This is a genomic window from Corynebacterium sp., from assembly GCF_030532325.1.
In the GTDB taxonomy this organism is placed as follows: domain Bacteria; phylum Actinomycetota; class Actinomycetes; order Mycobacteriales; family Mycobacteriaceae; genus Corynebacterium.
Genome location: NZ_JAUNLS010000007.1, coordinates 43,314 through 67,830, shown reverse-complemented (window position 1 = coordinate 67,830; position 24,517 = coordinate 43,314). Strand labels below are relative to the sequence as shown.

Annotated in this window: 23 protein-coding genes; 16 read left to right on the top strand and 7 right to left on the bottom strand. The window is 66.8% G+C overall.

Annotated features, from left to right (window positions below):
* Positions 1-72 precede the first annotated feature (72 nt).
* The 4 genes from Q4E25_RS05615 to Q4E25_RS05600 all read left to right on the top strand — a co-directional run bounded on the left by Q4E25_RS05615 (position 73) and on the right by Q4E25_RS05600 (position 5,049).
* Positions 73-777, top strand: coding sequence for a ComF family protein (locus Q4E25_RS05615; protein ID WP_303154955.1), 705 nt, complete (start codon positions 73-75; stop codon positions 775-777).
* A gap of 367 nt (positions 778-1,144) precedes the next feature.
* Positions 1,145-1,792 carry a ribosome-associated translation inhibitor RaiA gene (gene raiA, locus Q4E25_RS05610; protein WP_303154953.1) on the top strand — a complete coding sequence of 216 codons (648 nt, stop codon included), beginning with the start codon at positions 1,145-1,147 and terminating at the stop codon, positions 1,790-1,792.
* Between the two features lie 208 nt (positions 1,793-2,000).
* A complete protein-coding gene (gene secA, locus Q4E25_RS05605; RefSeq protein ID WP_303154950.1) occupies positions 2,001-4,589 on the top strand; it encodes a preprotein translocase subunit SecA in 2,589 nt (862 codons plus the stop codon).
* Between the two features lie 7 nt (positions 4,590-4,596).
* A complete protein-coding gene (locus tag Q4E25_RS05600) occupies positions 4,597-5,049 on the top strand; it encodes a hypothetical protein (protein WP_303154948.1) in 453 nt (150 codons plus the stop codon).
* A 36-nt stretch (positions 5,050-5,085) separates the two neighbouring features.
* Here the strand turns inward: Q4E25_RS05600 and Q4E25_RS05595 are convergent, their stop codons facing one another.
* Positions 5,086-5,472, bottom strand: coding sequence for a hypothetical protein (locus tag Q4E25_RS05595; RefSeq protein WP_303154945.1), 387 nt, complete (start codon positions 5,470-5,472; stop codon positions 5,086-5,088).
* A gap of 168 nt (positions 5,473-5,640) precedes the next feature.
* On the opposite strand from Q4E25_RS05595, the gene Q4E25_RS05590 reads away from it, so the two are divergent.
* Genes Q4E25_RS05590 through Q4E25_RS05580 form a run of 3 tightly spaced genes read left to right on the top strand, consistent with a single transcriptional unit; the run spans position 5,641 to position 7,001 of the window.
* On the top strand, positions 5,641-6,051 hold the full coding sequence (locus Q4E25_RS05590; protein WP_303154942.1) for an HAD-IA family hydrolase: 411 nt from the start codon (positions 5,641-5,643) through the stop codon (positions 6,049-6,051).
* A gap of 39 nt (positions 6,052-6,090) precedes the next feature.
* Positions 6,091-6,567 carry a hypothetical protein gene (locus tag Q4E25_RS05585; RefSeq protein ID WP_303155017.1) on the top strand — a complete coding sequence of 159 codons (477 nt, stop codon included), beginning with the start codon at positions 6,091-6,093 and terminating at the stop codon, positions 6,565-6,567.
* 50 nt (positions 6,568-6,617) lie between these two features.
* Positions 6,618-7,001, top strand: a complete 384-nt coding sequence (locus Q4E25_RS05580; RefSeq protein WP_303154939.1) for a hypothetical protein — start codon at positions 6,618-6,620, stop codon at positions 6,999-7,001.
* Between the two features lie 125 nt (positions 7,002-7,126).
* Here Q4E25_RS05580 and rsgA read toward each other — a convergent pair whose 3' ends face one another.
* Positions 7,127-8,146: a ribosome small subunit-dependent GTPase A gene (gene rsgA, locus Q4E25_RS05575; RefSeq protein WP_303154936.1), complete on the bottom strand. Its 1,020-nt coding sequence runs from the start codon at positions 8,144-8,146 to the stop codon at positions 7,127-7,129.
* Entirely contained in the window at positions 8,139-9,452 is a 1,314-nt protein-coding gene (gene aroA / locus Q4E25_RS05570; RefSeq protein WP_303154933.1) for a 3-phosphoshikimate 1-carboxyvinyltransferase, read from the bottom strand. Before aroA ends, rsgA begins: the two co-directional genes overlap by 8 nt.
* Here aroA and Q4E25_RS05565 point away from each other — a divergent pair.
* A complete protein-coding gene (locus tag Q4E25_RS05565; protein WP_303154930.1) occupies positions 9,451-10,122 on the top strand; it encodes an SOS response-associated peptidase in 672 nt (223 codons plus the stop codon). The two genes, aroA and Q4E25_RS05565, sit on opposite strands and share 2 nt — an antisense overlap.
* A gap of 39 nt (positions 10,123-10,161) precedes the next feature.
* Here the strand turns inward: Q4E25_RS05565 and ybaK are convergent, their stop codons facing one another.
* Complete coding sequence (gene ybaK / locus Q4E25_RS05560; RefSeq protein ID WP_303154928.1) at positions 10,162-10,665, bottom strand: Cys-tRNA(Pro) deacylase; 504 nt, start codon at positions 10,663-10,665, stop codon at positions 10,162-10,164.
* Positions 10,666-10,737: 72 nt separating this feature from the next.
* Between ybaK and Q4E25_RS05555 the strand changes: the two genes are divergently transcribed.
* Positions 10,738-11,349 (top strand): sigma-70 family RNA polymerase sigma factor, encoded by a 612-nt coding sequence (locus Q4E25_RS05555; protein ID WP_303154926.1) that lies wholly within the window; start codon positions 10,738-10,740, stop codon positions 11,347-11,349.
* Positions 11,349-11,621: a mycothiol system anti-sigma-R factor gene (gene rsrA, locus Q4E25_RS05550; protein ID WP_303154923.1), complete on the top strand. Its 273-nt coding sequence runs from the start codon at positions 11,349-11,351 to the stop codon at positions 11,619-11,621. Before Q4E25_RS05555 ends, rsrA begins: the two co-directional genes overlap by 1 nt.
* Before the next feature lie 304 nt (positions 11,622-11,925).
* Here the strand turns inward: rsrA and Q4E25_RS05545 are convergent, their stop codons facing one another.
* Positions 11,926-12,186, bottom strand: a complete 261-nt coding sequence (locus Q4E25_RS05545; RefSeq protein WP_303154921.1) for a WhiB family transcriptional regulator — start codon at positions 12,184-12,186, stop codon at positions 11,926-11,928.
* Positions 12,187-12,680: 494 nt separating this feature from the next.
* Between Q4E25_RS05545 and Q4E25_RS05540 the strand changes: the two genes are divergently transcribed.
* Positions 12,681-13,178, top strand: coding sequence for a hypothetical protein (locus Q4E25_RS05540; protein ID WP_303154918.1), 498 nt, complete (start codon positions 12,681-12,683; stop codon positions 13,176-13,178).
* Here the strand turns inward: Q4E25_RS05540 and Q4E25_RS05535 are convergent.
* Complete coding sequence (locus tag Q4E25_RS05535) at positions 13,175-14,413, bottom strand: hypothetical protein (RefSeq protein WP_303154917.1); 1,239 nt, start codon at positions 14,411-14,413, stop codon at positions 13,175-13,177. The genes Q4E25_RS05540 and Q4E25_RS05535 overlap by 4 nt on opposite strands.
* Complete coding sequence (locus tag Q4E25_RS05530) at positions 14,410-15,729, bottom strand: DEAD/DEAH box helicase (RefSeq protein WP_303154915.1); 1,320 nt, start codon at positions 15,727-15,729, stop codon at positions 14,410-14,412. The genes Q4E25_RS05535 and Q4E25_RS05530 overlap by 4 nt, the downstream gene beginning before the upstream one ends.
* 196 nt (positions 15,730-15,925) lie before the next feature.
* On the opposite strand from Q4E25_RS05530, the gene Q4E25_RS05525 reads away from it, so the two are divergent.
* From Q4E25_RS05525 to Q4E25_RS05505, 5 genes are all read left to right on the top strand, one after another.
* Positions 15,926-16,150 carry a DUF3107 domain-containing protein gene (locus Q4E25_RS05525; RefSeq protein ID WP_303154912.1) on the top strand — a complete coding sequence of 75 codons (225 nt, stop codon included), beginning with the start codon at positions 15,926-15,928 and terminating at the stop codon, positions 16,148-16,150.
* 102 nt (positions 16,151-16,252) lie between these two features.
* Positions 16,253-17,218: a DUF3152 domain-containing protein gene (locus Q4E25_RS05520; protein WP_303154909.1), complete on the top strand. Its 966-nt coding sequence runs from the start codon at positions 16,253-16,255 to the stop codon at positions 17,216-17,218.
* A 110-nt stretch (positions 17,219-17,328) separates the two neighbouring features.
* Positions 17,329-18,108: a hypothetical protein gene (locus Q4E25_RS05515; RefSeq protein WP_303154907.1), complete on the top strand. Its 780-nt coding sequence runs from the start codon at positions 17,329-17,331 to the stop codon at positions 18,106-18,108.
* Entirely contained in the window at positions 18,105-21,284 is a 3,180-nt protein-coding gene (locus Q4E25_RS05510) for an ATP-dependent DNA helicase (protein WP_303154904.1), read from the top strand. Before Q4E25_RS05515 ends, Q4E25_RS05510 begins: the two co-directional genes overlap by 4 nt.
* Complete coding sequence (locus tag Q4E25_RS05505) at positions 21,274-24,504, top strand: ATP-dependent helicase (protein WP_303154901.1); 3,231 nt, start codon at positions 21,274-21,276, stop codon at positions 24,502-24,504. The genes Q4E25_RS05510 and Q4E25_RS05505 overlap by 11 nt, the downstream gene beginning before the upstream one ends.
* Positions 24,505-24,517 lie beyond the last annotated feature (13 nt).

The following is a 24,517-nucleotide window of genomic DNA, read 5'->3' as shown; positions in this document are numbered from 1 at the left end:
TACAGTGGCGCACTAGTACAGTGGCGTACGGCGACCATCGCGCAGCGCGAAAAGACAACAAGGGGGGCGCCCATGGGGGTTTCGGGCATTCCAGCGCGCCGGGCGGCCACCCGGGCGGCCGCGGCACTGGCGGCGGCGACTGAACTGATTCTGCCGCGCCCGTGCGCGGGTTGCGGCGCGGAGACTACGCCGGGCCACTCGCTCTGCCCGCGCTGCCAGCATCACCTGCGGCGGGTGCCGCAGCGCATCGAGCGCCCGGAACCACTGGGCTTTCCCGTTAGGGCGCTCGGCCCGTACTCCGACATCCGGCGCAGCATCATCGTGGCGATGAAGGAGCGCGGGCACCGCGCGCTGCGCGGGCACCTGGCGGCGGTGTACGCGGCGGGGCTGGACTACCTGCGCGCCCGCGGCGACATCCCGGAGACCGCGCTGCTCGTCCCCGCGCCCACTCGGGCGGCCTCTGCCCGGGCCCGTGGTGGGGATCCCGTGGAGGGGGTGTGCAGCGGCGTCGCCACGCGGCTGCCGGGCTGGCAGGTAGCGCCCTGCCTGCAGATTGCGCGAGGCAGCGCCGATCAATCGGAGCTCAGCGCCAGCGAGCGCGCGCGGAACATGCGCGGCGCCGTGGAACTCCTTCCCAACGCCGCGGCGCTGCGGGGCAGGGCGGTGCTGCTTGTCGACGACGTCGTGACCACCGGCTCCACCCTTCGGGCCAGTGCCGCGCGGCTGTGGGGCGTGGGCGCGCAGGTGGCCGGCGCACTGGTCCTCGCGGAGGCCTAGGAGGCCGGCACGGAGCCTGCATCACAGGCCGTGAGTGCAGGGCGTGATCGCCGGGAGCGAAGATGCCGGGGTTAGTCGCCGCCTTGGTTATGACCAGTGGTAGCATGAGTGGTGTCACAGGGAAGTAATACTCCGCTTCCGTATCACATAACCGCATCCTGGTACTGCATTGCAGTGTTTCTGCAGTGTTTCACTGCAGTATCGCACTTCGGCGCCAGTGCCACTGGGCTGCAGCGCACACGTGGTGCAGCGTCGCGCCTCGGAGTCGAGGCCCGCGGTTGGTGTGGAACATGCCGTTCACGGCATGCCGCGGAGGATTGCGGAACGTGCAGTTACCCAGTCCCCACGATTACAGGGAGGCATCTCAATGTCCCAGCCCACCAACGCTCAGGTAACGATCACCGGTCGCAACGTGGAGGTGCCGGAGCACTTCCAAGAGCGCGTCACTGACAAGCTGGCCAAGATTGAGCGTCTTGATCCGACTCTGACCTTCTTCCACGTGGAGCTCCAGCATGAGCCGAACCCGCGCCGCGAAGCGCAGGCAGATCGCATTCAGATCACCGCCACCGGCAAGGGTCACATCGCCCGCGCTGAGGCCAAGGAAGACTCCTTCTACGCCGCTCTGGAGACCGCCCTGAGCAAGATGGAGCGCTCCCTGCGCAAGGTCAAGGTCCGCCGCGAGAACGCCAAGTCCGGCCACCGCGCACGCAAGGGTACCGGCGAGATCGCCGCTGAGATGGTCGCTGAGGCCGAGGCACAGCGCGCCAAGGAAGAGCGCTTCATCGATCCTTACGCAGAGACCGTTGAGGACGTTCGCCCGGGCCAGATCGTGCGTTCCAAGGAGCACCCGGCCACCCCGATGAGCGTCGATGACGCACTCAGCGAGATGGAGCTGGTGGGCCACGACTTCTACCTCTTCATCAACGAGGAGAATAACAAGCCCTCTGTGGTCTACCGCCGCCACGCTTTCGACTACGGCATCATCTCCCTGTCCGATGAGGCCGCTGCGGAGTAGTTCCGCTGAGGCGTAGTTCCACAAAGTAATCGCACAGCGTAGACAAGCGGCGCAGCCGCACAGGCTCGCGCCCACGCCCACCCCGGTTTCCCGCCGCGGGTGGGCGTTTCGCGTTGCCACACCGACGCTAGGGCAAGCCCTCGAAGCCATGGTGAGTACAATGTCGGGGAGTTAACTGTATTGTCGCGACAAGAAGGACTATCGAGAAGTGTTTGGACTCTCCAAGCTGCTGCGCGCCGGTGAGGGGCGCACCGTCAAGCGCCTGGCCAAGACGGCCGATCAGGTCATCGCCCTGGAAGACGAGTTCGCTGCGCTGAGCGACGAAGAACTCAAGGCCAAGACCGACGAGTTTAAGAAGCGCCTGGCTGACGGCGAAGAGATGGACGATATCTTCTTGGAGGCTTTCGCCACGGTCCGCGAGGCCGCCTGGCGCGTGCTGGACCAGAAGCACTACAAAGTGCAGATTATGGGTGGCGCGGCCCTGCACTTTGGCAACGTCGCCGAGATGCGCACCGGTGAGGGCAAGACCCTGACTTCGCTGCTGCCGGCCTACCTCAACGCCCTGGAGGGCAAGGGCGTGCACGTGGTCACCGTCAATGACTACCTGGCCAAGCGTGACGCCGAGATGATGGGTCGTGTGCACCGCTGGCTGGGCTTGACCGTCGGCGTTATCCTCTCGGAGATGCGCCCGCCGGAGCGCCGCGCGGCCTACGCCTGCGACATTACTTACGGCACCAACAACGAGCTGGGCTTCGACTACCTGCGTGACAACATGGTTCGCAGCCTCAATGACACCGTCCAGCGCGGCCACAACTTCTGCATCGTCGACGAGGTGGACTCCATCCTCATCGACGAGGCCCGTACCCCGCTGATTATCTCCGGCCCAGTGGACGGCTCCTCGCAGTTCTACAACGTCTTTGCCCAGCTGGCACCGAAGATGCGCGAGGGCATCCACTACGAGGTGGACCACAAGAAGCGCACCGTGGGCGTCCTGGAGGAGGGCGTGGAGTTCGTCGAGGATCAGCTCGGCATCGATAATCTCTACGCGCCGGAGCACTCCCAGCTGGTGTCCTATCTCAACAACGCGCTCAAGGCCAAGGAGCTCTTCGCCCGCGATAAGGACTACATCGTCCGCAACGGCGAGGTGCTCATCGTGGATTCCTTCACCGGCCGCGTGCTGGCCGGCCGCCGCTACAACGAGGGCATGCACCAGGCCATCGAGGCCAAGGAGAACGTGGAGATCAAGAACGAGAACCAGACTCTGGCCACCGTCACTCTGCAGAACTACTTCCGCCTCTACGACAAGATTTCCGGCATGACCGGTACCGCAGAGACCGAGGCCGCCGAGCTGCACTCCATTTACGGCCTGGACGTGGTGCCGATTCCCACCAACAAGCCCAACGCCCGTATCGATCACTCCGACCGCATCTACAAGACCCAGGAGGCCAAGTTTGCCGCGGTGGTCGATGACATCGCGGAGCACGTCGAGGCCGGCCAGCCCGTCCTGGTGGGTACCACCTCCGTGGAGCGCTCCGAGTACCTCTCCCAGCTGCTGACCAAGCGCGGCATCAAGCACTCCGTGCTCAACGCTAAGCACCACGAGGAAGAGGGCCAGATCGTCGCCCGCGCCGGCCGTCCAGGCACCGTTACTGTGGCCACCAACATGGCTGGCCGCGGTACCGATATCGTGCTCGGTGGTAACCCCGAGGTCATTCTCGATGAGAAGCTGCGCGAGCGCGGCCTCGACCCCTTCGAGGACGAAGAGAAGTACCAGGAGGCCTGGGACGCCGAGATCGATCAGGAAAGGGAGCGCTCCAAGCGCCTAGGTGATGAAGTGCGCGAGGCCGGCGGCCTCTACGTGCTGGGCACCGAGCGCCACGAGTCCCGCCGCATCGATAACCAGCTGCGCGGCCGCTCCGGCCGTCAGGGTGATCCGGGCGAGACCCGCTTCTACCTTTCCATGCGCGACGAGCTCATGGTGCGCTTCGTCGGCCAGTCCATGGAGAACATGATGAACCGCCTCAACGTGCCGGACGATGTGCCGATCGAGGCCAAGATGGTCTCCAACTCCATCAAGGGCGCCCAGGCGCAGGTGGAGAACCAGAACTTCGAGATGCGCAAGAACGTGCTCAAGTACGACGAAGTTCTCAACGAGCAGCGCAAGGTTGTCTACGCCACCCGCCATGACATCCTGGACGCCGGCGACATCAAGGACAACATCCGCGACATGATCGAGGACACCATCTCCGCCTACGTCGCGGGTGCGACCGCCACCGGCTACGTGGAGGACTGGAACCTGGAGGAGCTGTGGCGCGCGCTGGAGTCCCTCTACGGACCTACGATGTCCTACCAGTCCCTCATCGACGGCACCGAGTACGGCTCCGCCGGCGAGCTCACCGCTGAGCAGCTTCGCGACGCCCTCGTGGCCGACGCCAACCGTGAGTACGACGCCCTCGAAGAGGCCGTCACCGCCATCGGCGGCGAGTCCCAGATGCGCGCCACCGAGCGCATGGTGATCCTCCCGATCATCGACGCCAAGTGGCGCGAGCACCTCTACGAGATGGATTACCTCAAGGAGGGTATCGGCCTGCGCGCCATGGCGCAGCGCGACCCGCTGGTGGAGTACCAGAAGGAGGGCGGCGAGATGTTCAACGCCATGAACGACGCCGTCAAGGAAGAGACCGTGCGCCAGCTGTTCATGCTGCGCAAGCAGTTCAAGGCCCAGGAGGCCGCCAAGGCTGAGTCGGCCGAGGCCTCCTCGGAGGCTGGCTCCGGCTCCGATAACGTCGAGGCCTAATCCAGCGATGCACCGCCACACGGATACGCCGCGCCGCAGCTCCTTGCGCCTGGGGCTCAGTGCCTTCCTCTCGGCCACGCTGCTGGGCGCTGGTGCGCCGGCGTGGGCTGACGAGCACGATTACGCCCCGCGCTGCGAGGACGCCTCGGCCGCGGCCGGCGAGGACACCGGCGCCCCGCTGCGCCACTGCACCGCCGAGGGCTTCGCGCCGAAGCAGTCCCCCGCATCCCCAGCTCAGGACAGTACCGACAAGCAGGGCACCGCGCAGCACAGCGTCGACAAGCAGGGCATCGCCGGTGAGGCAGGTTTAGCCCCAGACGCCGATGAGCACACCGGCACCGAGGCGCTGTCGCTGGGCTGGCTGTTCGGCGGCGCGCTCGCTGGGCTGGGTGCTTTGCCCGCTGTGCTGGCCGCGGTGGACTGGAACACTGTCCTTATCCAGCTGGGCTCGCTCTGGTAGCAGCTCGGGCTCTGGTAGCAGCTCGGGGCCGCGTCCTTAGGCGCTGAGCATGCGGAAGGAGCGCAGCCTGCCGGCGCGCGCCATGCCAGTGAAGGCGTGCTGGCGCCCATCGAGGCAGGCACTGCCGAAGAACTCGCCGTTGGCGCGGGCGTGCAGGCTGGTCAGCTCCATGGGGTAGCGCTCCAAGAACGCGCCCGTGGCGGGCTGTTGGGTGAGCGATTCGCTCCATACCCGCAGGTGCATGGGCAGTTCCGGGGGAAATCGCTGGCGTTCGACGTGCCGCACCGGGCGCATACCGGCGGCGACTTCCAAGGCAATGATGACCAGCCCCCGGATTTCCTCCCGCGCGGCGCGGTCGGCGGCGCTGGGCTGGTGACCGTAGTGGACTCGGTCGGGGGCGACGTACAGTTTCAGGTGGCTCATCCCGGGTATGGGGACGTACATGATGAATCTCCGTGCTCTGGCGTGGGGCAGAACGGGGAGACGGACGCGCCTGCCATTGTGCCATGGCCCAGCCGGTGGCCGCGCGGTGCCGGGGAGTTCGCTATACTTTCGGACGATAAAACTAGCCTCAACGTGAAGGACGTTTACATGCGTGGTCTCATTGTCGATTTCGTCGGTGTCCTCGATGGCACCGAGGAAGACGTCAAGCGCTGGCGCGAGCTGTTCGCGGCAGCCAAGGCAAATGGAGTCGCAACCGCCATCTTGTCCAACGATCCGGGCGGCCCCGGCGCTGAGCACATCCGTGAGTGGGAGTACCGCGGCATTGTTGACGCCGTCGTGCTCTCCGGTGAGGTCGGTGCCGAAAAGCCGGAGCGCGCGGCCTTCCAGGCGGCTGCCGACGCCCTCGAGCTGCCCATTAACGACTGCGTCATGGTGGATGACAACATCCTCAATGTGCGCGCCGCCGTGGAAAACGGTATGGTCGGCATGCTCTACACGGTCTTTGACCGCACCAGCGTGGAGGTCCAGGCCGTCTTCGACATCGAGGGTGAGTTCTAAGTGGCGGACGTACGCGTCTACCTGCCCGCGACCTTCGCCATGCTCGCCGAGCTGGAGGAGACCGGCCAGCTCGCTGCCCGCTCCGGATGGGGCTTTAGTGTCACCCCGGCGCTGCGCGAGTTCTACACCGAGGGCGACGAAGAAGAGATTGCCTACTCTGCCTTCCTTGAGGCCTCGATGGCTTCGCTGCGCCTGCTGGCTATCGGCGATGAAGACCGTTTCCCACACCGCCGCGTGGTGATCTCCGTGGACGTCGATGACTCCGTGGTCACCCCGCAGCCGGACATGGGCGAGCCCGTGGTCAAGCTGGATCCGGCCGTGATTACCAAGGACAACCTGCAGGCCATCCACGTCGACATCGAGGAGTCCGAGCCGGCGACGGCCCGTGCCATCGAGATCATCGACCACGCCGACCTCGGCGACGAGGACGCCGAGCTCGCCGTGGGCGACGCCCTAGACAACTTCATGGCTTTCTACGACCCCACGGAGCTGCCCTTCCTGGTGGATCTGCTCTAGGCTCAGGGCCTGCGTTTCTTTTCCCTATCCGTACCCCGAAGGAGAACACAATGATCCGTTCGCGTCTCATCGCGCTGTCCGTTGCCGGTGCCGTGGCCCTGGGCGGGCTGAGCGCCCCGGCCGCCCTGGCGCAGGATGCCCCGGCTGCCACCGCAACTGCTGAAACCGGCGACTCCGGCAATTCCAACAATAACGGCGACGCTGACAACAACGGTGCTACCGGCGGAAACTCCGGAGATTCCGACAACTCCGGCAACACTGGCGGCAGCTCCGAGAACAACGGCGCACAGAAGCCGACGACCCCCTGGCTGAGCATCGTCGAGGGCTCTTCGCAGGGTGTACCGGGCGTCATCTTCGCCGTTATCTTCGGCATCGTTGGCCTGGGCATCGCTGCCTACCAGGCTTTTGGGGACTACCTGCCCAAGCTGGGCTAGCTCTCAAAAGCTCTCCGGGAATCATCCCGGAAGGCAGCCATCGAGAGACTGTAATGAGAGGCCTTCGGAGGCCGCGTTTGGGGTGGGATTGTGAAGCTGGGAGATTGTGGGCTGTGGAGCGAGGCCTACTGCTCCCAGTCCACGTTGGTGCGCAGCGCCGCGAGCAGCTTGCGCACGGCGTCGCGGCGGCGGGCGGTGGCAGTGCCCTCCTCGATGTGGAGGTCTAGGCCGCACTCGGGATCCGCCGGCGGGCCCGCGTGGGTGCACCCGCGCGGGCAGTAGTCGATGGCCTCGGCGAGATCGCTGAACACGCTCAGGATGGTATCGGCCTCCACATGGGCGAGGCCGAAGGAGCGAATGCCGGGGGTATCGATGATCCAGCCGCCGTGGGAGAAATCCTCGGGTGGCAGCCGCAGGGCCACCGACTGCGTGGAGGTGTGCCGGCCCTTGCCCACGGCGGAGACTTCGCCGGTTTCCCGGTCGGCGTCCGGAACGAGCCGGTTGACCAGCGTGGACTTACCCACACCGGAGTGGCCGATGAGCGCGGTGACATGGCCGTCGATGGCCGCGCGCACGGAGTCGAGGGTGTCATCCACCCCGGCGTATACCACGGAGACATCCAGGTCAGCGAACTCCTCAGCAAAGGGAGTCGGATCCGTGAGATCCGTCTTAGTCAGGCAGAGAATTGGGTGCACGTTGCCCACAAAGGCGGCGATGAGGGCGCGCTCCACAAAGCCGGCGCGCGGTGGCGGATCGGCCACGGCGGTGACGATGAGCATCTGATCCGCGTTCGCCACCACGATGCGCTCATAAGGATCGGTATCGTCCGCGGTGCGCCGCAGCACGGAGGTGCGCTCCTCAAGTTTTACGATGCGCGCCAAGGTATCCTTGCGCCCCGAAGTATCGCCGACCACCCCGACGCGGTCTCCGACCTCAACCGCGGTGCGGCCCATCTCGCGGGCGCGCATGGCGGTGACGAGGGGGCCATCGTCAAGCGCAACGCCCCAGCGTCCGCGGTCTTTGGTGACCACCATGCCGAACTTTGCGTCCTTGTGCTTGGGACGGTCCTTCGTGCGCGGCCGCGAGCCCTTGCCCGGGCGGATGCGCACGTCTGATTCGTCATAGGAACGCGCGCTCCTAGCCACGAATCATCGCCTCCCACATTCCGGCAAAGCCGGGCAGGGTCTTCGCGGTGGTCCCGATGTCCTCGACCTCAACGCCGGGCACGCGCAGGCCGATAATGGCGCCGGCGGTGGCCATGCGGTGATCGGCGTAGGAGTGCCATTCACCGCCGTGCAGTGGGGCGGGGGTGATGGAGAGACCGTCGTCAAGCTCGGTGACCTCACCGCCCAGCGCGTTGATCTCCCTGGCCAGGGCGGCAAGCCGGTCGGTCTCGTGCCCGCGCAGGTGCGCAATGCCTGTCAGGCGCGAGGGGGACTCCGCCAGCGCGCACAGCGCGGCAACGGTGGGGGTGAGCTCGCCGATATCGCTCATGTCGGCGGTGAGCCCGTGCAGGCGGCCCTCGGCGGGTCCGGTCACGTGCAGCGTGGTGCCCTCGCGCCGCACGGTGGCGCCGAAGCGGGTGAGGAGCTCGCGGAAGGCATCGCCAGGCTGGGTGGTGTGCTCCGGCCAATCCGGGATGCTCACCGTGCCACCGGCGACGGCCGCGGCGGCCAGAAACGGCGTGGCGTTGGAGAGATCCGGCTCGATGTGCCAGTCGCGCCCGGCAATGGGGCCGGGGTGCACGGTCCAGGAATCGCCGTGCTTGGCGACGTCCACCCGTACCCCCGCATCGCGCAGCATCTCACAGGTCATCTCGATGTGCGGCATTGAGGGCAGCGGCCCGCCGCGGTGCACCACGGTCATGCCCTCGCGGTAGCGCGCTGCCGAAAGCAGCAGGCCGGAGACGAATTGGGAGGAGCCGGAGGCGTCCACGGTGACCGTGCCGCCGGTGGGCACTCCGGTGGAGGAGACGGTGAAGGGCAGGCCCTCGCCCTCGCCGTGGGTGGCGATCTCGACGCCGAGATCACGCAGCGCGCCCAGCAGCGGGGCCATGGGGCGGGTGCGGGCGTGAGCGTCGCCGTCGAAGTGCACCGGGCCGCTGGCCAGCGCGGCCAGCGGCGGCAAGAAGCGCATGACGGTGCCGGCCAGGCCGCAATCCACCTCGGCGCCGCTCAACGGCCCGGGCACGATGTGCACAGAGGCATCCTCGGTGCCCTGCCCGGAGTGGGTGAAGGTGACACCCATGGTGCTCAGCGCGGCCTCCATGAGCTGGGTATCGCGGGAGAGCAGTGGGCGGTGGAGGGTCGAGGGCGAGTCAGCCAGCGCGGCGAGGATGTAGGCGCGGTTGGTGATCGACTTTGAGCCCGGCACGCGCTGGGTCCAGGACAGCGGGCCGCGCGCCAGCGGAGCACTCCAGAATTCAGACATGTAGTCCATAATAAGGGGCATGTGCGGAAGATTTGTTTTGTTCAGCGAGTCCCTTGCGCAGGAGGTCGCCGGCTGGGAGGACATCGAGGAGGTACAGACCCCGGAGGGCCTGCCGCCGGCGCGCTACAACATCGCGCCCACTCAGCCGATTGCCATCGTGCGCGTGCAGGAGGCGATAGCGCGGGTGGAGCCGGCGCGCTGGGGCTTGCTGCCGCACTGGAAGAAGAATCTCGACGGCCCACCGCTGTTCAACGCCCGCGCGGAGACCGTGGCCACCAAGCCTTCCTTCCGCACTGCCTTTGCGCGCAACCGCTGCGTGATCCCGCTGGACGGCTACTACGAGTGGCATGCCCAGGAGCCCGAGGAGGGAGGCAAGCCCACGAAGCAGCCCTACTACGTCACCGGGCCGGAGGGCATGCTGTGGGCCGCAGGCCTGTGGGATACCGGCGCGGACAGGCTCTCGGCGACGATGCTGACCACCGCCGCCACCGAAGAGATGGCCTGGCTGCACCACAGGCTGCCCAAGTTCCTCACCCAGGAGGAGATTGCGCCCTGGCTGGCGGGGGAGGCCCTCACCGAGCCGAGTTCCGTGCGCGGCTTCCACTGGGTGCCGGCGGATCCCGCGGTGGGCAACGTGCGCAACGACTACCCGGAGCTCATTGAGCCCGCGGAGCCAGAGGGCTTGTTCTAGTGAGGGCTTGTTCTAGTACTGTGCTCGTGGGCTGAGGAACTAGAGCGCGAGCAGATCGACGAAGTTGAGATCGAGCACCTGCTGGAGGTCCTCCGCGCGCATCTCGATGTCCAGTCCGCGCTTGCCGCCGGAGAAGAAGATGGTGTCCCAGCACAGCGCGGTCTCATCGACGGCGGTGGGCAGCACGTTCTTGTGCCCCAGTGGGGAGATGCCGCCGGGGATGTAGCCGGAGGAGCGGGAGGCATCAGCAGGCGCGGCCATCGTGGCCTTGGACACGCCGAGGGCAGCGGCGGCCTTCTTCAGGCTGAGCTGGTGGCTGACCGGCAGAACGCACACGGCGAGCTGGCGCTTGGGCCCCACCCCGGCGCTGAGATCGATGACGAGGGTCTTGAAGATGCGGTCGGCGTCGACGCCGAGTGCGGCCACGGCGGTATCGCCAAAGTGATCATGCCCGCCGTCGAAGGTGGACACACGGTGCTCGATGCCTGCCTCTTCCAGGATCTTCAGCGCTGGGGTAGCGGCCTTGGGAGCTTTCTTTGCCATGTTTGCCAAGCCTAGTCCGCAGGAGGTAGGCGCCAGGCGGAAGGGTGGGAGCAAGGCGCTAGGATGGAACGCATGGCCACAGATACGACGAGCGCGACCTCGCAGGCGGAGCAGCAGCGCCTTTTTGAGGAGCAGGCATTGCCGCTGCTGGATCAGCTCTACGGCGGTGCGATGCGGCTGACCCGCAACGCCCAGGACGCCGAGGACCTCATCCAGGAGACCTACCTCAAGGCGTACAGCAACTTCGGTTCCTTCAAACAGGGCACCAACCTCAAGGCGTGGTTGTACCGCATCATGACCAACACGTACATCAACTCCTACCGCAAGGCGCAGCGCCGCCCGGTGGAGTCCTCGGCGGATGAGCTCAGTGACTTTCAGCTCTACACCACCGCGGGCCATGACTCGACGGGCTTGGAGTCGGCGGAGGTGGCCGCGCTCAAGCAAATGCCGGACTCGGCGATTTCTGATGCGATGAACGATCTGCCGGAGGATTACCGCATGGTGGTCTACTACGCGGACGTCGTGGGATTGGCCTACAAGGAGATCGCGGAGGTGATGGGCACTCCGCTGGGAACGGTGATGAGCCGGTTGCACCGTGGAAGAAAATTGCTGCGCGCCGCGTTGAAGGACGTAGCACGCGAACACGGCATTGGACTCGACCACCCGGATATGGAGGAGAAGTAATGGAACGCGCAACGGGATGTAACTGCGGTGCGTGCAACTCTCCCGAGGTGGAGGCGTTGCTGTGCGAGCTGTTGGATGACGCCACCAGTTACGCACGCGCACTGGAGATCCGCGAGCACATCGCGCAGTGCGATGGCTGTCAGGCCCGCCTGGAAAGCGAAGAGGTGGTGCGCGCCATGGTGCGCAAGTGTTGCTCAGGGCAGAAGGCCCCGCAGTCTTTGCGCCAGCGCATCACAATTGAGATCACCCGCACGGAGATTTCCTGGAGCTGAGTGGACGCCCATGAGCGTGACAATCAGCGCGACACGACAATCGGCGTGGCACCGTGGCACTCTGAGTAAGACTCGGGTTAAAAACCCGGGTGAGAAATAGTGAAGGCCCGTTTCCTGAAGTGGAAACGGGCCTTCATGCTGACGTTATGCGTTAGGACGCTTGCCGTGGTTAGCGGACTTCTTACGGCGATCCTTGCGCTTACGACCACGCTTGCTCATCGCGTACTCCTTTGTTGAGGGTGAATGAACTTATTCAACTGTAGCGGCAAGGGATGCCGGTAATGAAATTGGGGTATGGGTGTGATTAAGCAGTCACACGGGCGCGGCCGCGGCCGCGGTTGCGGCGACGCTTGAGAGCGCGACGCTCTTCCTCGGACATACCGCCCCACACGCCGGCATCCTGGCCGGACTCGAGAGCCCACTTGAGGCAGGAGGAAGCAACGGGGCAGCGGTTGCAGACCAGCTTGGCCTTTGCGATCTGGGTGAGTGCGGGGCCGGAGTTACCGACGGGGAAGAAGAGCTCCGGGTCCTCGTCGCGGCATACAGCTTCGTGGCGCCAATCCATGATTGAAATCTCCTAACAAATTTAAGACAGCAGAGTGAAAGGCTGCGGCTCACGAGGTGAGTCACAACACGTGGTGAAAAGGTGAAGCAAACTGGTCTGCGGTCAGTGGGGCCCGGTCTCGAGGTCGGGCCAGCGTCGACGCCGCCATGGTTTACTTTGAGTTAACTCGAAGTTTGCTCCGAGTTAAGAACCGTGTTAACGGCTCTTTGTTTGTGCTACCTGAGAATCATGGCATGTTTACTCACTTCCCGCTAGGGTTACAGTGCAAAAAGTGTTCAAACTCACACGTAGGTTTCGACGTGGGCTGAGATTTTCCTTCGGGGCGGTGCTGCTAGTTGCCTGTGAGAAACTCTCTGACCTGCAGGGTAGTAAAAAATGACGTGAGTGCGGTGACCTGGATCCCGTCAAATCCTTCAACAATCCTAGTGCCCCCATTGGCCCCGCTGCCCGGCCGCTGCTGGGTGTTGCACTGGGGGCTAGGTAAACTGACCGGCGTGAATAGCACGAACTCCTCCGGTAAAAAGCGCGCGGCCGCAGCGGCCGCCACCCCCAAGAACCGCGGCGGCCAGGCTGGCAGCGGCCAGTCCCGCGCCCCGCGTTCGGTTCTCGCGGCAGCGGGCATTGCTGTGGTGCAGTCCGTGGCCGTCATCATCTTCGGCATCTTCCTCATCGTCCGCGAGCTGATGGGCGCTGAGAACGAGTCGATGGTCTCCGAGTCTGGCGCTTCCAACTTCGTGGGCCTGGGCACGGCGATCTTCATCTTTATCGTCTTTGGCTTTGTCATCCTCGGCGCGTGGTCCTTTGTTAAGGGCAAGCGCTGGGGGCGCGGCGCAGTGGTGCTCGTGGAGTTCATCCTGGCCGCCAGCTCCTTCCAGATGTTTAGCGGCGGCTCGCCCATCCTTGGTGCGGTGACCCTGGCCAGCGCGGTGGCCGCGCTCTACCTGCTCATGTTCGTGCCCGCCACGGCGCAGTGGGCAGAAAGCCACTTCTAATCAGCGCGCAGGCCCACCGCGGTATCGCCGCGCTGCTCCACCAGCGTGGTGCCGGCCACAGTGAGGTAGACGGGGCCGGAATAGGAACCGCGATCCACGGGGATGACCCGCTCGGTATCACCCGTGGACCAATCAACCACCGCGATGCCCTCCGCCACGGGCACAAGCAGCCTATCGCCGAGCGCGATGCCGGTACCGAGGGCGTCGTCAAGCGAATGCTCTACCTTGAGGTTTGAGGGGTTGAAGAGGTAGAGGCGCTCGCCGTCGAACCAAGACATGTGGTGGGGGAGGTCGGCGGTGGCCGCGACGAAGGGGGAGGCGGCGTCGCGCACAGCGGGGGAGGGCTGAACCTCGGAGCTGGAGATCTTGATGCCGTCGTTATCGTAGGCCTCGATGCGGGGGGTCTCACCCGGAATGTAGACGGCCGCGGACTGCTGGCCCACCGCGACCAAGCGCGCGCCGCCGTTAGGCACGCTGACGTTGGCGTCTACTTCGGGCTTGCGCGAATCCTCGGGCGTGGTCTGCATGAGGCGCAGCCACGTGACCTCGGAATCCGCCGGGCAGGACTCCGTGACCGCGAGGTTCTCCGTGCGGGTCATCGCCGAGTTGATGGTGCAGTCCTCGTTGGGCTGCATGTCCGGCTCCTGCTTGGCTTCCACGTCGCCGTACTCGACGGTGCGCACCATGTCAGAGCGCCACAGCTCCACGCGCTGGGCGGAGACGGTGCCCACCCGATCATTGGAACTCAGCGGCGCGACCTCCTCCGAGCTTCCCGCACTGCGGGTATCGGAGTACTGGCCGGTGGCCGCGGAAATTGCTACCACGTCGCCGCAGCCCACGCCGGTGCGGTAGGTGGCCACCACCTTGTCCCAGGCTGTGCCCAGGGAGCAGAGTTCGGCGTCGGTGCGGGTGTAGTGCCACAGCTCCTCGCCCGCGGTATCGCGCGCGGTGATGGTATCGCCCTCATGGGTGATGAGCAGGCCCTTCGCGGAGACCGCGCGGTACTGGCCAGGGACCCGCTGGTTCTCAAAGGAGTAGGCCTCAGTCAGGCGCACGGGTGGCTGGGCGAGGATCTTTACCTCGTCGGCGGCCGGCGAGGCAGCCGGGACGAGCTCGGCTTGGCGGATGTTGGCGGTGGCGAAGGCTCCCCCCACCGCGATGAGGCACACCGCGCTGATGGCGCCGGTGATCTGCCAGTCTCTCGCGGTGGCCCGAAGGCGGGGAGTCTTGGTCATCGGCGGCGGCTCCTAGTGCGGCGGGAACGGGTGGTCGTGGTGCGCGTGGGGGACTTCTCCCGCATGCGCGTTGCTCCGACCACCTTAGTCGCCGGACCCACGGATTCCTCAATGCGCTCGGGAAAATCCAGCGCCTCCGCCAGCTCCGGTGAGGTGCTGAACCACTGCGGTGGTTCTGGCTGCTCAAGCTGGAGCTCGTCGTTGATGACCTTCCACTTGGCAAGCTCGTCGTAGCCCACCAGCGTCACCGCGGTGCCGGTGTGCCCGGCCCGCCCGGTGCGGCCGATGCGGTGGACAAAGGTCATGGGATCATCCGGGACCTGGTAGTTGAACACGTGGGTGACGTCATCGACGTCGATGCCGCGGGCGGCTACATCGGTGGCCACCAGGATGTCCACGTCTCCCTCGCGGAAGGCGCGGAGAGATTTCTCACGGGCGGCCTGGCCCAGGTCACCGTGCACTGCGCCGACGTGGAATCCGCGGCGAGCCAGTTCCTCAGCTACCTCGGCGGCCGAGCGTTTGGTGCGCGCGAAGATGATGGTGCGCCCACGCCCACGGGCTTGCAGTGCGCGGGCAAGAATGGCGATCTTGTCCATGCGGTGGGCCTGGAAAGTGATCTTCTGTGTGGAGGAATGCGTCTGGCTGGAATCGGCGGATTCGGCGCGGATGTGCACAGGCTTGTTCATGAAGGTGCGCGCCAGCGTCAGGATGGGCCCGGGCATGGTGGCGGAGAAGAGCATGGTCTGGTGCGGGTTGCCGCGCAGCAGAGCGAGGATCTTCTCGATGTCCGGCAAGAAGCCCAGGTCTAGCATTTCGTCGGCCTCATCGAGCACCAAAATGGCCACGTGCTCCAGGTGCAGGTGGCCCTGCTGGGCCAGATCCAGCAGGCGGCCCGGCGTGCCCACGACGACGTCGATGCCCTTCTTCAGCTGCGCAATCTGCTCCTCGTAGGGGCGTCCGCCGTAGAGCGCGTGGACGCGTACTGGCAGCTTCGCGGCGGCAACCTGCAAGTCCTCGGTGACCTGCACTGCCAGCTCGCGGGTGGGCACCACGATCAGTGCGCGGGGGGTGCCGTCGAGCTCCTCGATGTCCGCGTCATCGAAGACGCGATCCAGCACCGGCACGCCGAATCCGTAGGTCTTGCCCATGCCAGTGCGCGCTTGGCCGATGACGTCCTGGCCGCCCAAGGCGATGGGCAGGGTGAGCTCCTGGATGGCGAAGGTATGGGTGATGCCGCGGGCGGCGAGGGCTTCGCAAATCTCAACGGCGACGCCGAGCCCCACGAAGGTGGGGGACGCGGAGGTTTCGGGAGCCAACGAACTTGGAACCGACAAACTTGGAACCGATGAAGCAGAGGCGCCCTGATGCAGGCCACCTCGTGAAGATTGAGAGGCAGACACATCTTGATAGTAGCGGGCGTGACTATAGTGGGGCCATTAGAGGAAAATCCCCGGGGGAGACCTCACCCCGCGAGAACCGAAAAGACCTACATCAACGGATTAGGAGCACAGTATGGACATCAAGTTTGGTTTCGCTGACACCGCCCGCGAGCTGGTCATTAGCGCTGAGGGCACCCAGGAGGAGCTCGCCGCGAAGATCAACTCTGCGCTGGCTGATAACTCCACCCTCGAGCTGGAGGACACCAAGGGCCGCAAGTACATCGTGCGCACCGAGCGCGTGGTCTACGTGGAAATTGGCGCGGTCAAGACCCACACCGTGGGCTTCGCCGGCCACTAGTCGCACCACGAGGCGCATCAGAACCTGGGGCGTGCCGTGAGACACGTGACATGAGGGCTGAAATTGAGGCTTAACTAGCCCCAAAGGGTAGCCTTATGGGTCATGGAAAACCCCACGGGCTACCCGCCGCAACGCCACCGCCCCGCGCATCACACTCCGGATCAGCCTTCCGCGCTGGTCCGCTTTGCGCATGAATACGGGTGGTGGCGCGTTGTGGCGATCCCGGTCATGGTGGTGCTCACCATCTGGCTCATCGTGGACATCGCCACCACCCCGCGCGGCGAGGAGTCCAGCCAGGAAGCACAGGGCCAGGACACCGGCGCGCCGACCTCCACCGAGGCCCCGCTGGGCCCCGATCCCGCCCAGGCCAGCGCCGTGGCCCAGGCCAAGGACGAGTTGCCCATGGGCGGGGAGTTCACCGAGCAAGGCAAGAAGACCTACCGCGACGCCGGCCCCGCCGGCGCCCACGTGGGCAAGGGCGGGGAGAAGACCGTGCGCTACTCGGTGGAAATCGAGGACGGCATCGACACCAGCGCCTACGGGGGTGATGCCGCCGTGGCCACCCTGGTGGACGCAACCCTGGCGGATCCCCGCGGCTGGACCGCGCAGGGCGAGTTTGAATTCATCCACGTCAAGGCCAGCGAGGAGCCCGATACACGTATCCGCTTGACCTCCCTGGGCACCACCGCGGAGCTGTGCGGGGTGAGCCTGGAAACGGAGACCTCCTGCCACACCACCATCACCGGGGAATCGGTGACGGTGCTCAACGAGTCGCGCTGGGTGCGCGGCGCCGTGCCTTTTGAGGGCGACGTGGGCAATTACCGCCAGTACCTCATCAACCACGAGTTTGGTCACGCCATCGGCTACGCCGCGCATCAGTCCTGCGGCGGGCAGGGCAAGCTCGCACCGGTGATGATGCAGCAGACGCTGAGCCTCAACAACGCTGAGCTGCACGCGAAGGAGCCGGAGGAGGTTTATCCTGAGGAGGATGTGACATGTGAGCCCAACCCGTGGCCCTATCCCACCCCGGCCAGCCGGGATCCGCACAACCCGGAGGCCGTGGGCTAAGGCAGGTTTTAGCCAGCTAGGGTCCGCTCTCGCTTTAGCGCCACTCTCGCTTTAGTTTTGCTTTAGCTCTGCTCTCGTTCGAAGGAAGATTTTCAGGTAGGAGGCCTGCGATGATGCTACCGCCCGAACCCGTCCTTTCCGCCTTTCACGCTGAGACCACCACGCGTGGGGCCAGCGGCGAGGCCATGGGGCCTGCCTGGGATAACGGCATCAAGGTGGGGGATACCGTCTACGCGCACGCTAACGCGTGGACGGCGTGGTCGGCGCGGGTGCGGGAGAAGCTCGCGGTGCCGGGCGCGCGCGTGGCCCGGCCGGTGCTGGCCTCCGACGGGCGCTATACCGCGGCGGGCTGGAAAGCCACCCAGTTCATTCCCGGCCAGGTGCGCGGGCGCATCGACGAGGCCGTGCAGCTTGCCCTGCGCCTGGACACTGCGATGAGCTCCGCGCCGTTGCCGGCGGGCGGACAACGCAGCGATGTCTTCGCCCGCGCTGAGAACGCCGCTTGGGAAGAGGACGGCGAGGCCTACGATATGCGTGCGCTGGCCGGGCGCCCGCTGGTCACCGCCCACATGGATCTGCTGGGCACCACCCTGTTTTCCGGCGCCAACCCGCCGGCCATCGTGGACCTCGTGCCCTCCTGCGTGCCGCGCCCGGCCGGGTGGACCGCCGCGTTGGTCATGGTGGACGGCCTCATCGCCGGGGCCGTGGACGACGGAATCTGCGCGCGATTTGCCCACGTGCCGGGCATCGACCAGCTGCTTTTGCGCGCGGCAGCCTACCGCCGCTATGTCAATAACCTGCACCCGCAGTCCCAATCCACGACGCGTTCGAACATTGAACGGGTGGAGGAGATGATGGTGTCCAGGGCGTCTGAGACACTGTCTGCGTGAGTTACAATCCGCAGTCCACAGCCCGCGCAGGAGTAGTCCTTCCGCCCTCCCCGGAGGTGCGCCTCATTCCGCGCACCCACCGCGCCACCGCGCGCACGTGGGATTTCGATCTGCCGCGTCAGGGTCGCTGGCGGGTGCTCGGTACCGCCGGGGCGGGGGTGTCGAGCTTGCTTGTCGACGTCGTCTTGAACACCCTCGCCACCGGCGCCGAGGCCGGCGGGATCCTGGTGGTGGCCCCCTCGAAGGAATCCGGCTCGCTGCTGCGCCGGGAGCTGGCGGAGCGCCTCGCTGACTTTGCCGCCCAAGCCTCCATGGTGCGCTCGGTGCACTCCTTAGCCTTTGCGCTGCTGCGCCAGGGCGTGGACGAGGAGCTGCGTCTGATCACCGGCGCGGAGCAGGACGCCGTGATTCGCGAGTTGCTGGAGGGCCAGGCCGAAGACGGCCGCGGGAGCTGGCCGGAGGAGATCCGCCCCGCGCTGACCTACGTGGGTTTTGCCCGGCAGCTGCGTGATCTCCTGCTGCGCGCCATCGAACGTGGGCTGGGGCCAGGGGATCTGGAGGAGCTGGGGCGCACGCACCACCGGCCCATGTGGGCCGCGGCCGGGGAGTTCCTGCGCGAATACGAGCGCACCCAGCTGCTGGCGGGTTCCCACTCGCTCTCAGCCGCGGAATTGGTCAGTCAGGTGCTTATGCGCCCGGAACTGGTGCACAACCACCCGTGGCACACCATCATCGTCGATGACGCCCAGCTGCTGGATCCGATGTCCGGCCGGCTCATCGAGGAGCTTTCGCGCTCCGCGCGCCTGTGTGTGGTGGGCGGGGACCCGGATCAGGCGGTCTTTGCCTTCCGCGGCGCGGATTCGCGCTTCCTCAGTGACTTCCCGGCAGAGCACGAGCTGCGCTTGGAGGCACCGCAGCGTCGGCCCGCCCCGGCCTGTGTGAGCGTGGTGGACTCGCGCGGACTGTTGCGCGACGTCGTGGCGGACACCGTGCGCCGCCGCCACTTGGAAGAGGGCGTGGACTGGCGCGAGATCGCCGTCATCGTGCGCTCCACAGGGGATATCGGTCCGCTGCGCCGGGCACTGCTGTCTGCGGGCGTGCCGGTGCACATCAACCCCACGGACGTCGTCTTGGCGGAACAGCGTCTGGTCAAGGCCGTGCTGCTGGCGCTGCGCGCCCTGCAGGAGGAGCTGAGCAACGCCGAATTAGAAGAGCTCATCACCGGGCCGGTGGGCGGCGCTGATCCCGTTACTCTGCGCCGGCTCATCCGCGGCCTGCGCCGCTGGCGCCCACACAGCCGCGGCATCGATTCCCTGCGTGACGTACTCGGTGGCGATCTGCCGGACTTTGAAGGGCTGCTCACGGAGCGCGAGGAGGGCATCGTCCAGCGCATCCGTGGTGTGCTGGAGGCCGGCCGGCAGGCGCTGCGCGCAGGTGGCTCGGTGGAGGAGGTGCTGTGGGAAGTGTGGCAGGCCACCGGCCTGGATGCTCGCCTGCAGGCAGCCGCCCTGCGCGGCGGTGCCACCGGCTCGCAGGCAGACCGCGACTTGGACGCCATGATGGCGCTGTTTGACGCCGCCGGTGACCACGCCGAGCGCCGGCCCGGAGCCTCGCTGGAGGCCTTCCTGCGCCACATCCTGGAACAGGAGCTGCCCACGGGCGTGCGTGACCGCCGCGCCGCCGTGCCGCAGGCGGTGGAGATCCTCACCGCCCACGGTGCGGTGGGCCGCGAGTGGGACACCGTCATCGTGGCCGGTGCGCAGGAGGGGACTTGGCCCTCGCTGGGGGAGACCGGCTCGCTCTTTGGGCAGGAAGATCTCGTGGATTTGCTCGACCGCGGCATCGCGCCGGGCACCCCGGTCTCCCACGTGGCCTCCCGCCTGGCGGAGGAGCGCCGCCTCTTCCACGTGGCCACCACTCGCCACCGCCACCGCCTGCTCATCGTCTCGGTGGATTGCCCTGACGGGGACAGGGTGGAGGAGCCCTCGCGGTTTGTCTCCGAGTTCCTCTCCGCCGGCAGGGTAGACGTGCCCGGAGCCTTCGCCCGGGCGGAAGCCGGCCGCAGGCTGGCCCGGCAGCACCTGCCCCGCGAGCTCGGCCTGGACCTGCCGGAGGCGGCCGGGGTGGCGCCAGTCGCGCTGCGCGCAGGCAGCGGCACGGGCGAGGACGCTGAGCTCGATCCACTCGAGGTCTCCGTGCTCTCGGTGCCTTCCTTCGTGGCGGCCCTGCGCCGCGTGCTCACCGACCCCGAAACTGGAGAGGCAGAGCGCTCCCAGGCGGCGCGCCAGCTGGCCCGCCTGGCCGAGGCCGGTGTGCCCGGCGCTCACCCGCAGCAGTGGTGGGCGGCACGCTCGGTGGCCGGCAACGTGGAACTGCACGGTTCCGGGCGGGTCTCTCCCTCCCGCGTGGAGGCCCTGCTCAACTGCCCGCTCAACGCCGTGCTGGGCAACCTCGCGGAGGAAGAATCCACGCCGCTGGCTCTGCTGCGCGGCACGATGGCGCACGCCTTCCTCGAAGCCCTGGGGCGCGGGGCAGATCCGGCGCAGGCCCATGAGCTCGTGGCACGGGCCTACGAGGGCATCCTGGACTCCCCGCAGTGGAAGCGGGATACGGACATGGAATCCTTCCACACTCTGCTGGACCGCACCTATCTCTGGGCGCAGCAGTCTGCCTCGGCCCTTGAGCTGGAAGGAGTGGAAGTCCCCGTCACCGTGGAAGTGGCCCCGGGGGTGAGCATCGGCGGCTACATTGACCGCCTTGCGCGCGCCGGGCAGGACTACGTGGTGGTGGATCTCAAAACCGGATCCAGCGCACCCAGCCGGGCCGAAGCCCAGGCGAACCCGCAGCTTATGACCTATCAGCTTGCGCTGGCCCACGGCCAGCTGGTGCGCGGAGCCGGGATGGAGCCCGTGGCCGTGCGCACCGGTGAGGGCCTGCCGCGCGGCGGCGGGGTGCTGGTCTATCCGGCCAAGGATTCCGCCTCCATCACCACGCGCGAGCAGGCGGCCATCCCGCCCGAGGAACTGGCGGAGTTCGCCGCCCAGCTGCCCGCACTCGTGGAAGAAATGCGCGGTCCCCGCGTCAGCGCGCGGGAGAACCCCACGTGCCAGCGCTGCGCCATCCGCAGTATTTGCCCGGTGAAGAATGAAGGAGGTCAGGTCACTGATGCTGAGTAATGAAGCAGGAGAGCGCGCGGCACACGGCACTCACCACAGCCCGGAGGCCCTGGCGCGGGCGCTAGGAAAGAAGTTCCCGCCCACCGCGGAGCAGGCCGTGGTCATCGACGGCCCCTTCGGGCCCAAGCTGGTGGTGGCCGGCGCGGGTGCGGGCAAGACCGAGACCATGGCCTCGCGCGTGGTCTCCCTGGTGGCCAACGGGCACGTGCGCCCAGAGCAGGTGCTGGGACTGACCTTTACCCGCAAGGCCGCCCAGCAGTTGGAGCAGCGCATCCGCCGCCAGCTCACCGCGCTGCGCGAATCCGGGATCCTGCAACCGGGCTCCCCGGCGGCGGAGGCCGTGGAGAACATCGCCCCGGTGGTCTCCACCTATGACTCCTATGCCGGCGAGCTCGTGCGCGAGTACGGCCTGCTCATGCCGGTCGAGCCCAGCGCACGCATCATCACCGAGGCAGAGCGCTACGCCATCGCGCACGAGGTGGTGCACAACGTCGGCGGGGAGCTCTCCGCCAAGCACTCCGTGGCCACGGTGACCAAGACCGTCCTTGCCCTGGCGGAGGCCCTGGACAGCGCGCTTATGGATACCGCTGGCCTGCGCGAGCACGAGCACATCTTCCGCGCGACTGCGCAAGACCTGGACAAGACCCGCAAGAACGGCCCGGAGTTCAGCCAGAAGGTGCAGGGCTATCTGGACACCCAACGCCTGCGCCTGGAGTACCTGCCGTTGGTGGAGGCACTCAAGCAGCGCCAGGCGGAGCTGGGGGTCATCACCTTTGGTGAGCAGATGTCCATCGCCGCCACCCTGGCGCAGAAGTTCCCGCTGCTGGGCCGGCAGCAGAGCTCGCGCTACACGGTGGTCATGCTCGACGAGTATCAGGACACCTCCCACGCCCAGCGCATCCTGCTGCGCAGCCTCTTCGGCGGCCAGCGCCAAGGGCTCTCGGTAACCGCGGTGGGGGATCCCATGCAGGCCATCTACGGTTGGCGCGGTGCCACCGCGGAAAACCTCGCGGCCTTCGTGGAGGACTTCCCCCAGGAGGACGGCACCGATGCCCCGAAGGATCAGCTCACCACCTCCTGGCGCAACCCCGTCACCGCGCTGGCGCTGGCCAATGACGTGGCCGCCGACGTCTTTTCCGCCAACCCCGGCCCGCGGCCCGTCGACGAGCTCTCACCGCGCGCCGGCGCCCCGGGCGGGGATGTGCAGCTGGCCTACTTTGCCTCCGAGGACGAGGAGCGTGCCTTCGTGGCCGAGCGCCTGCGCGCGCTCTATGACGCCACCCCGGAGGGCGAGGAGTTCAGCGCCGCCGTGCTGGTGCGCACCAACCGCCAGGCCCCGCTCATCGCCGCGGCGCTTGACGCCGCCGGGGTGCCCAACGAGATCGTGGGCGTGGGCGGCCTGCTGTGGCAGCCCGAGGTTCAGGATCTCATCGCGGTGGCCACCATCCTCGTGCGCCCGCAGGACACCAACGCCGCGCTGCGTGTGCTCACCGGCCCCATGTGCGGCATCGGCCTGGCCGATATCCAGGCCCTGCACGCCCGTCAGCGCAACTTAGCCGGGGCGCGAGAGGGGCGCGTGCGCTGGGAGGGAGGCGATCCCATGGAACACCTGCGCGCCCAGCTGGAGCAGCTCACCCAGGACAGCCCGGACCAGGTGCTGGGGCTTGCCGACGCCCTCGCGGACCTCGGCGAGCGCGAGCGCTACACCCCCGAGGGCCTGGCCCGCATGGAGGAGGTCGCGGCCAAGCTGCGTCACCTGCGCACCTACTCGCTGGGCAAATCCATGAGTGATATCTTCGCGGACATCGAAGCGCTCTTCACCATCCGCACCGAGGTGCTCGCCACCGGAAGGCCCGGGGGAGCCACGCACCTCGATGCCTTCGCGGACCTGGTGGCCGGCTTCCACGGCGATTCCCTCTATTCCTTCCTGGACTATCTGCAGCTGGCCCGAGACGAGGAATCCGGGCTCACCCCGGGCGAGGTGCCCGCGGCCACAAACCGCGTGCAGATCATGACGGTGCACAAGTCCAAGGGCCTGGAATGGGAGCACGTGTGCGTGGTGCACGCGGATTCGGTGAGCTACAAGGCCCAGGCGGAGACCTTCCTCACCAAGATTGAGAAGGTGCCGGGGGAGGAGGACACCATCGAGCTGCCGCCGGATGCCACCAAGCGCTCGGAGTTCGGCAAGGCCTGCGAGACCTTCCTGGCCGCGGACCGTGAACACCAGGCGGAGGAGGCCGCCCGCCTGTTCTACGTGGCCATGACGCGCACCGAGTCCACGCTGACGATTACTGGCTCCGGCACCAACAAGTCCTCGGGCAAAGCCAAGAAGGGGCCCTATCGCTACCTGGAGCTGCTTGCGCAGCGCCACCCGGAGCTCGTGGTGCACTGGGAGGTCCCCGAGAACCCCGTCGAACCGGCCGAGGGCTCTGCCACCGCGCCCAAGGAAGCGCTCTTTCCCTCGCTTCAGGCCGCACCGCGCGCCGTCGCGGCCGCCGAGGAGGTCCTCGCCGCGCTGGAAGAGCTGCCCGCGCACCGCGCCGGGGAGACCTTCGAGGTGTGGGAGCGCGAGGCCAGCGCTCTCATTGAGGAGTACACCGCCTTGCAGTCGCCGGTGGTGGAGGTAGAGCTGCCCAGCGAGCTCACGGCCTCCGACATGGTGGCTCTTTCCGCAGACCCCGTGCAGTTCGCTCGCCGCCAGCGCCGCCCGGTTCCCTTCAAGCCCAACGCCTACGCCAAGCGCGGGACCGCCTTCCACGCCTGGCTGGAGGAGCGCTTTGGCGCCCCGGCCCTGCTCAGTGAGGACGAGCTGCCCGGCATGGGGGAGGAGCCCGGTGAGGATCTCGCCGCCCTCAAGCAGGCCTTCCTTGATTCCCCGTGGGCGCAGCGCACCCCGCAGTACGTCGAGGCGCCCTTCGAGATCACCATTGGGGACGCCGTGGTGCGCGGGCGCATGGACGCCGTGTTCCGGGAGCCCGATGGCACCTGGTTCATCATCGACTGGAAGACGGGCCGCCCGCCGCGGGGCGCCGCGATGCGCTCGGCGGAGATCCAGCTTGCGGTGTACGCGGAGGCCTGGCGGCGCATTCATGGCGTCGACAAGCTTCGTGCGGCATTCTATTACGTGCAGGACGGCTACCTCTTCGAGCCGCGTGATCTGCCCACGGGCGATACCCTGGCACAACTCCTCGACTCTTCGGTTTTGCCGCCGAGGGGTTAAGGTAGTGACCTGG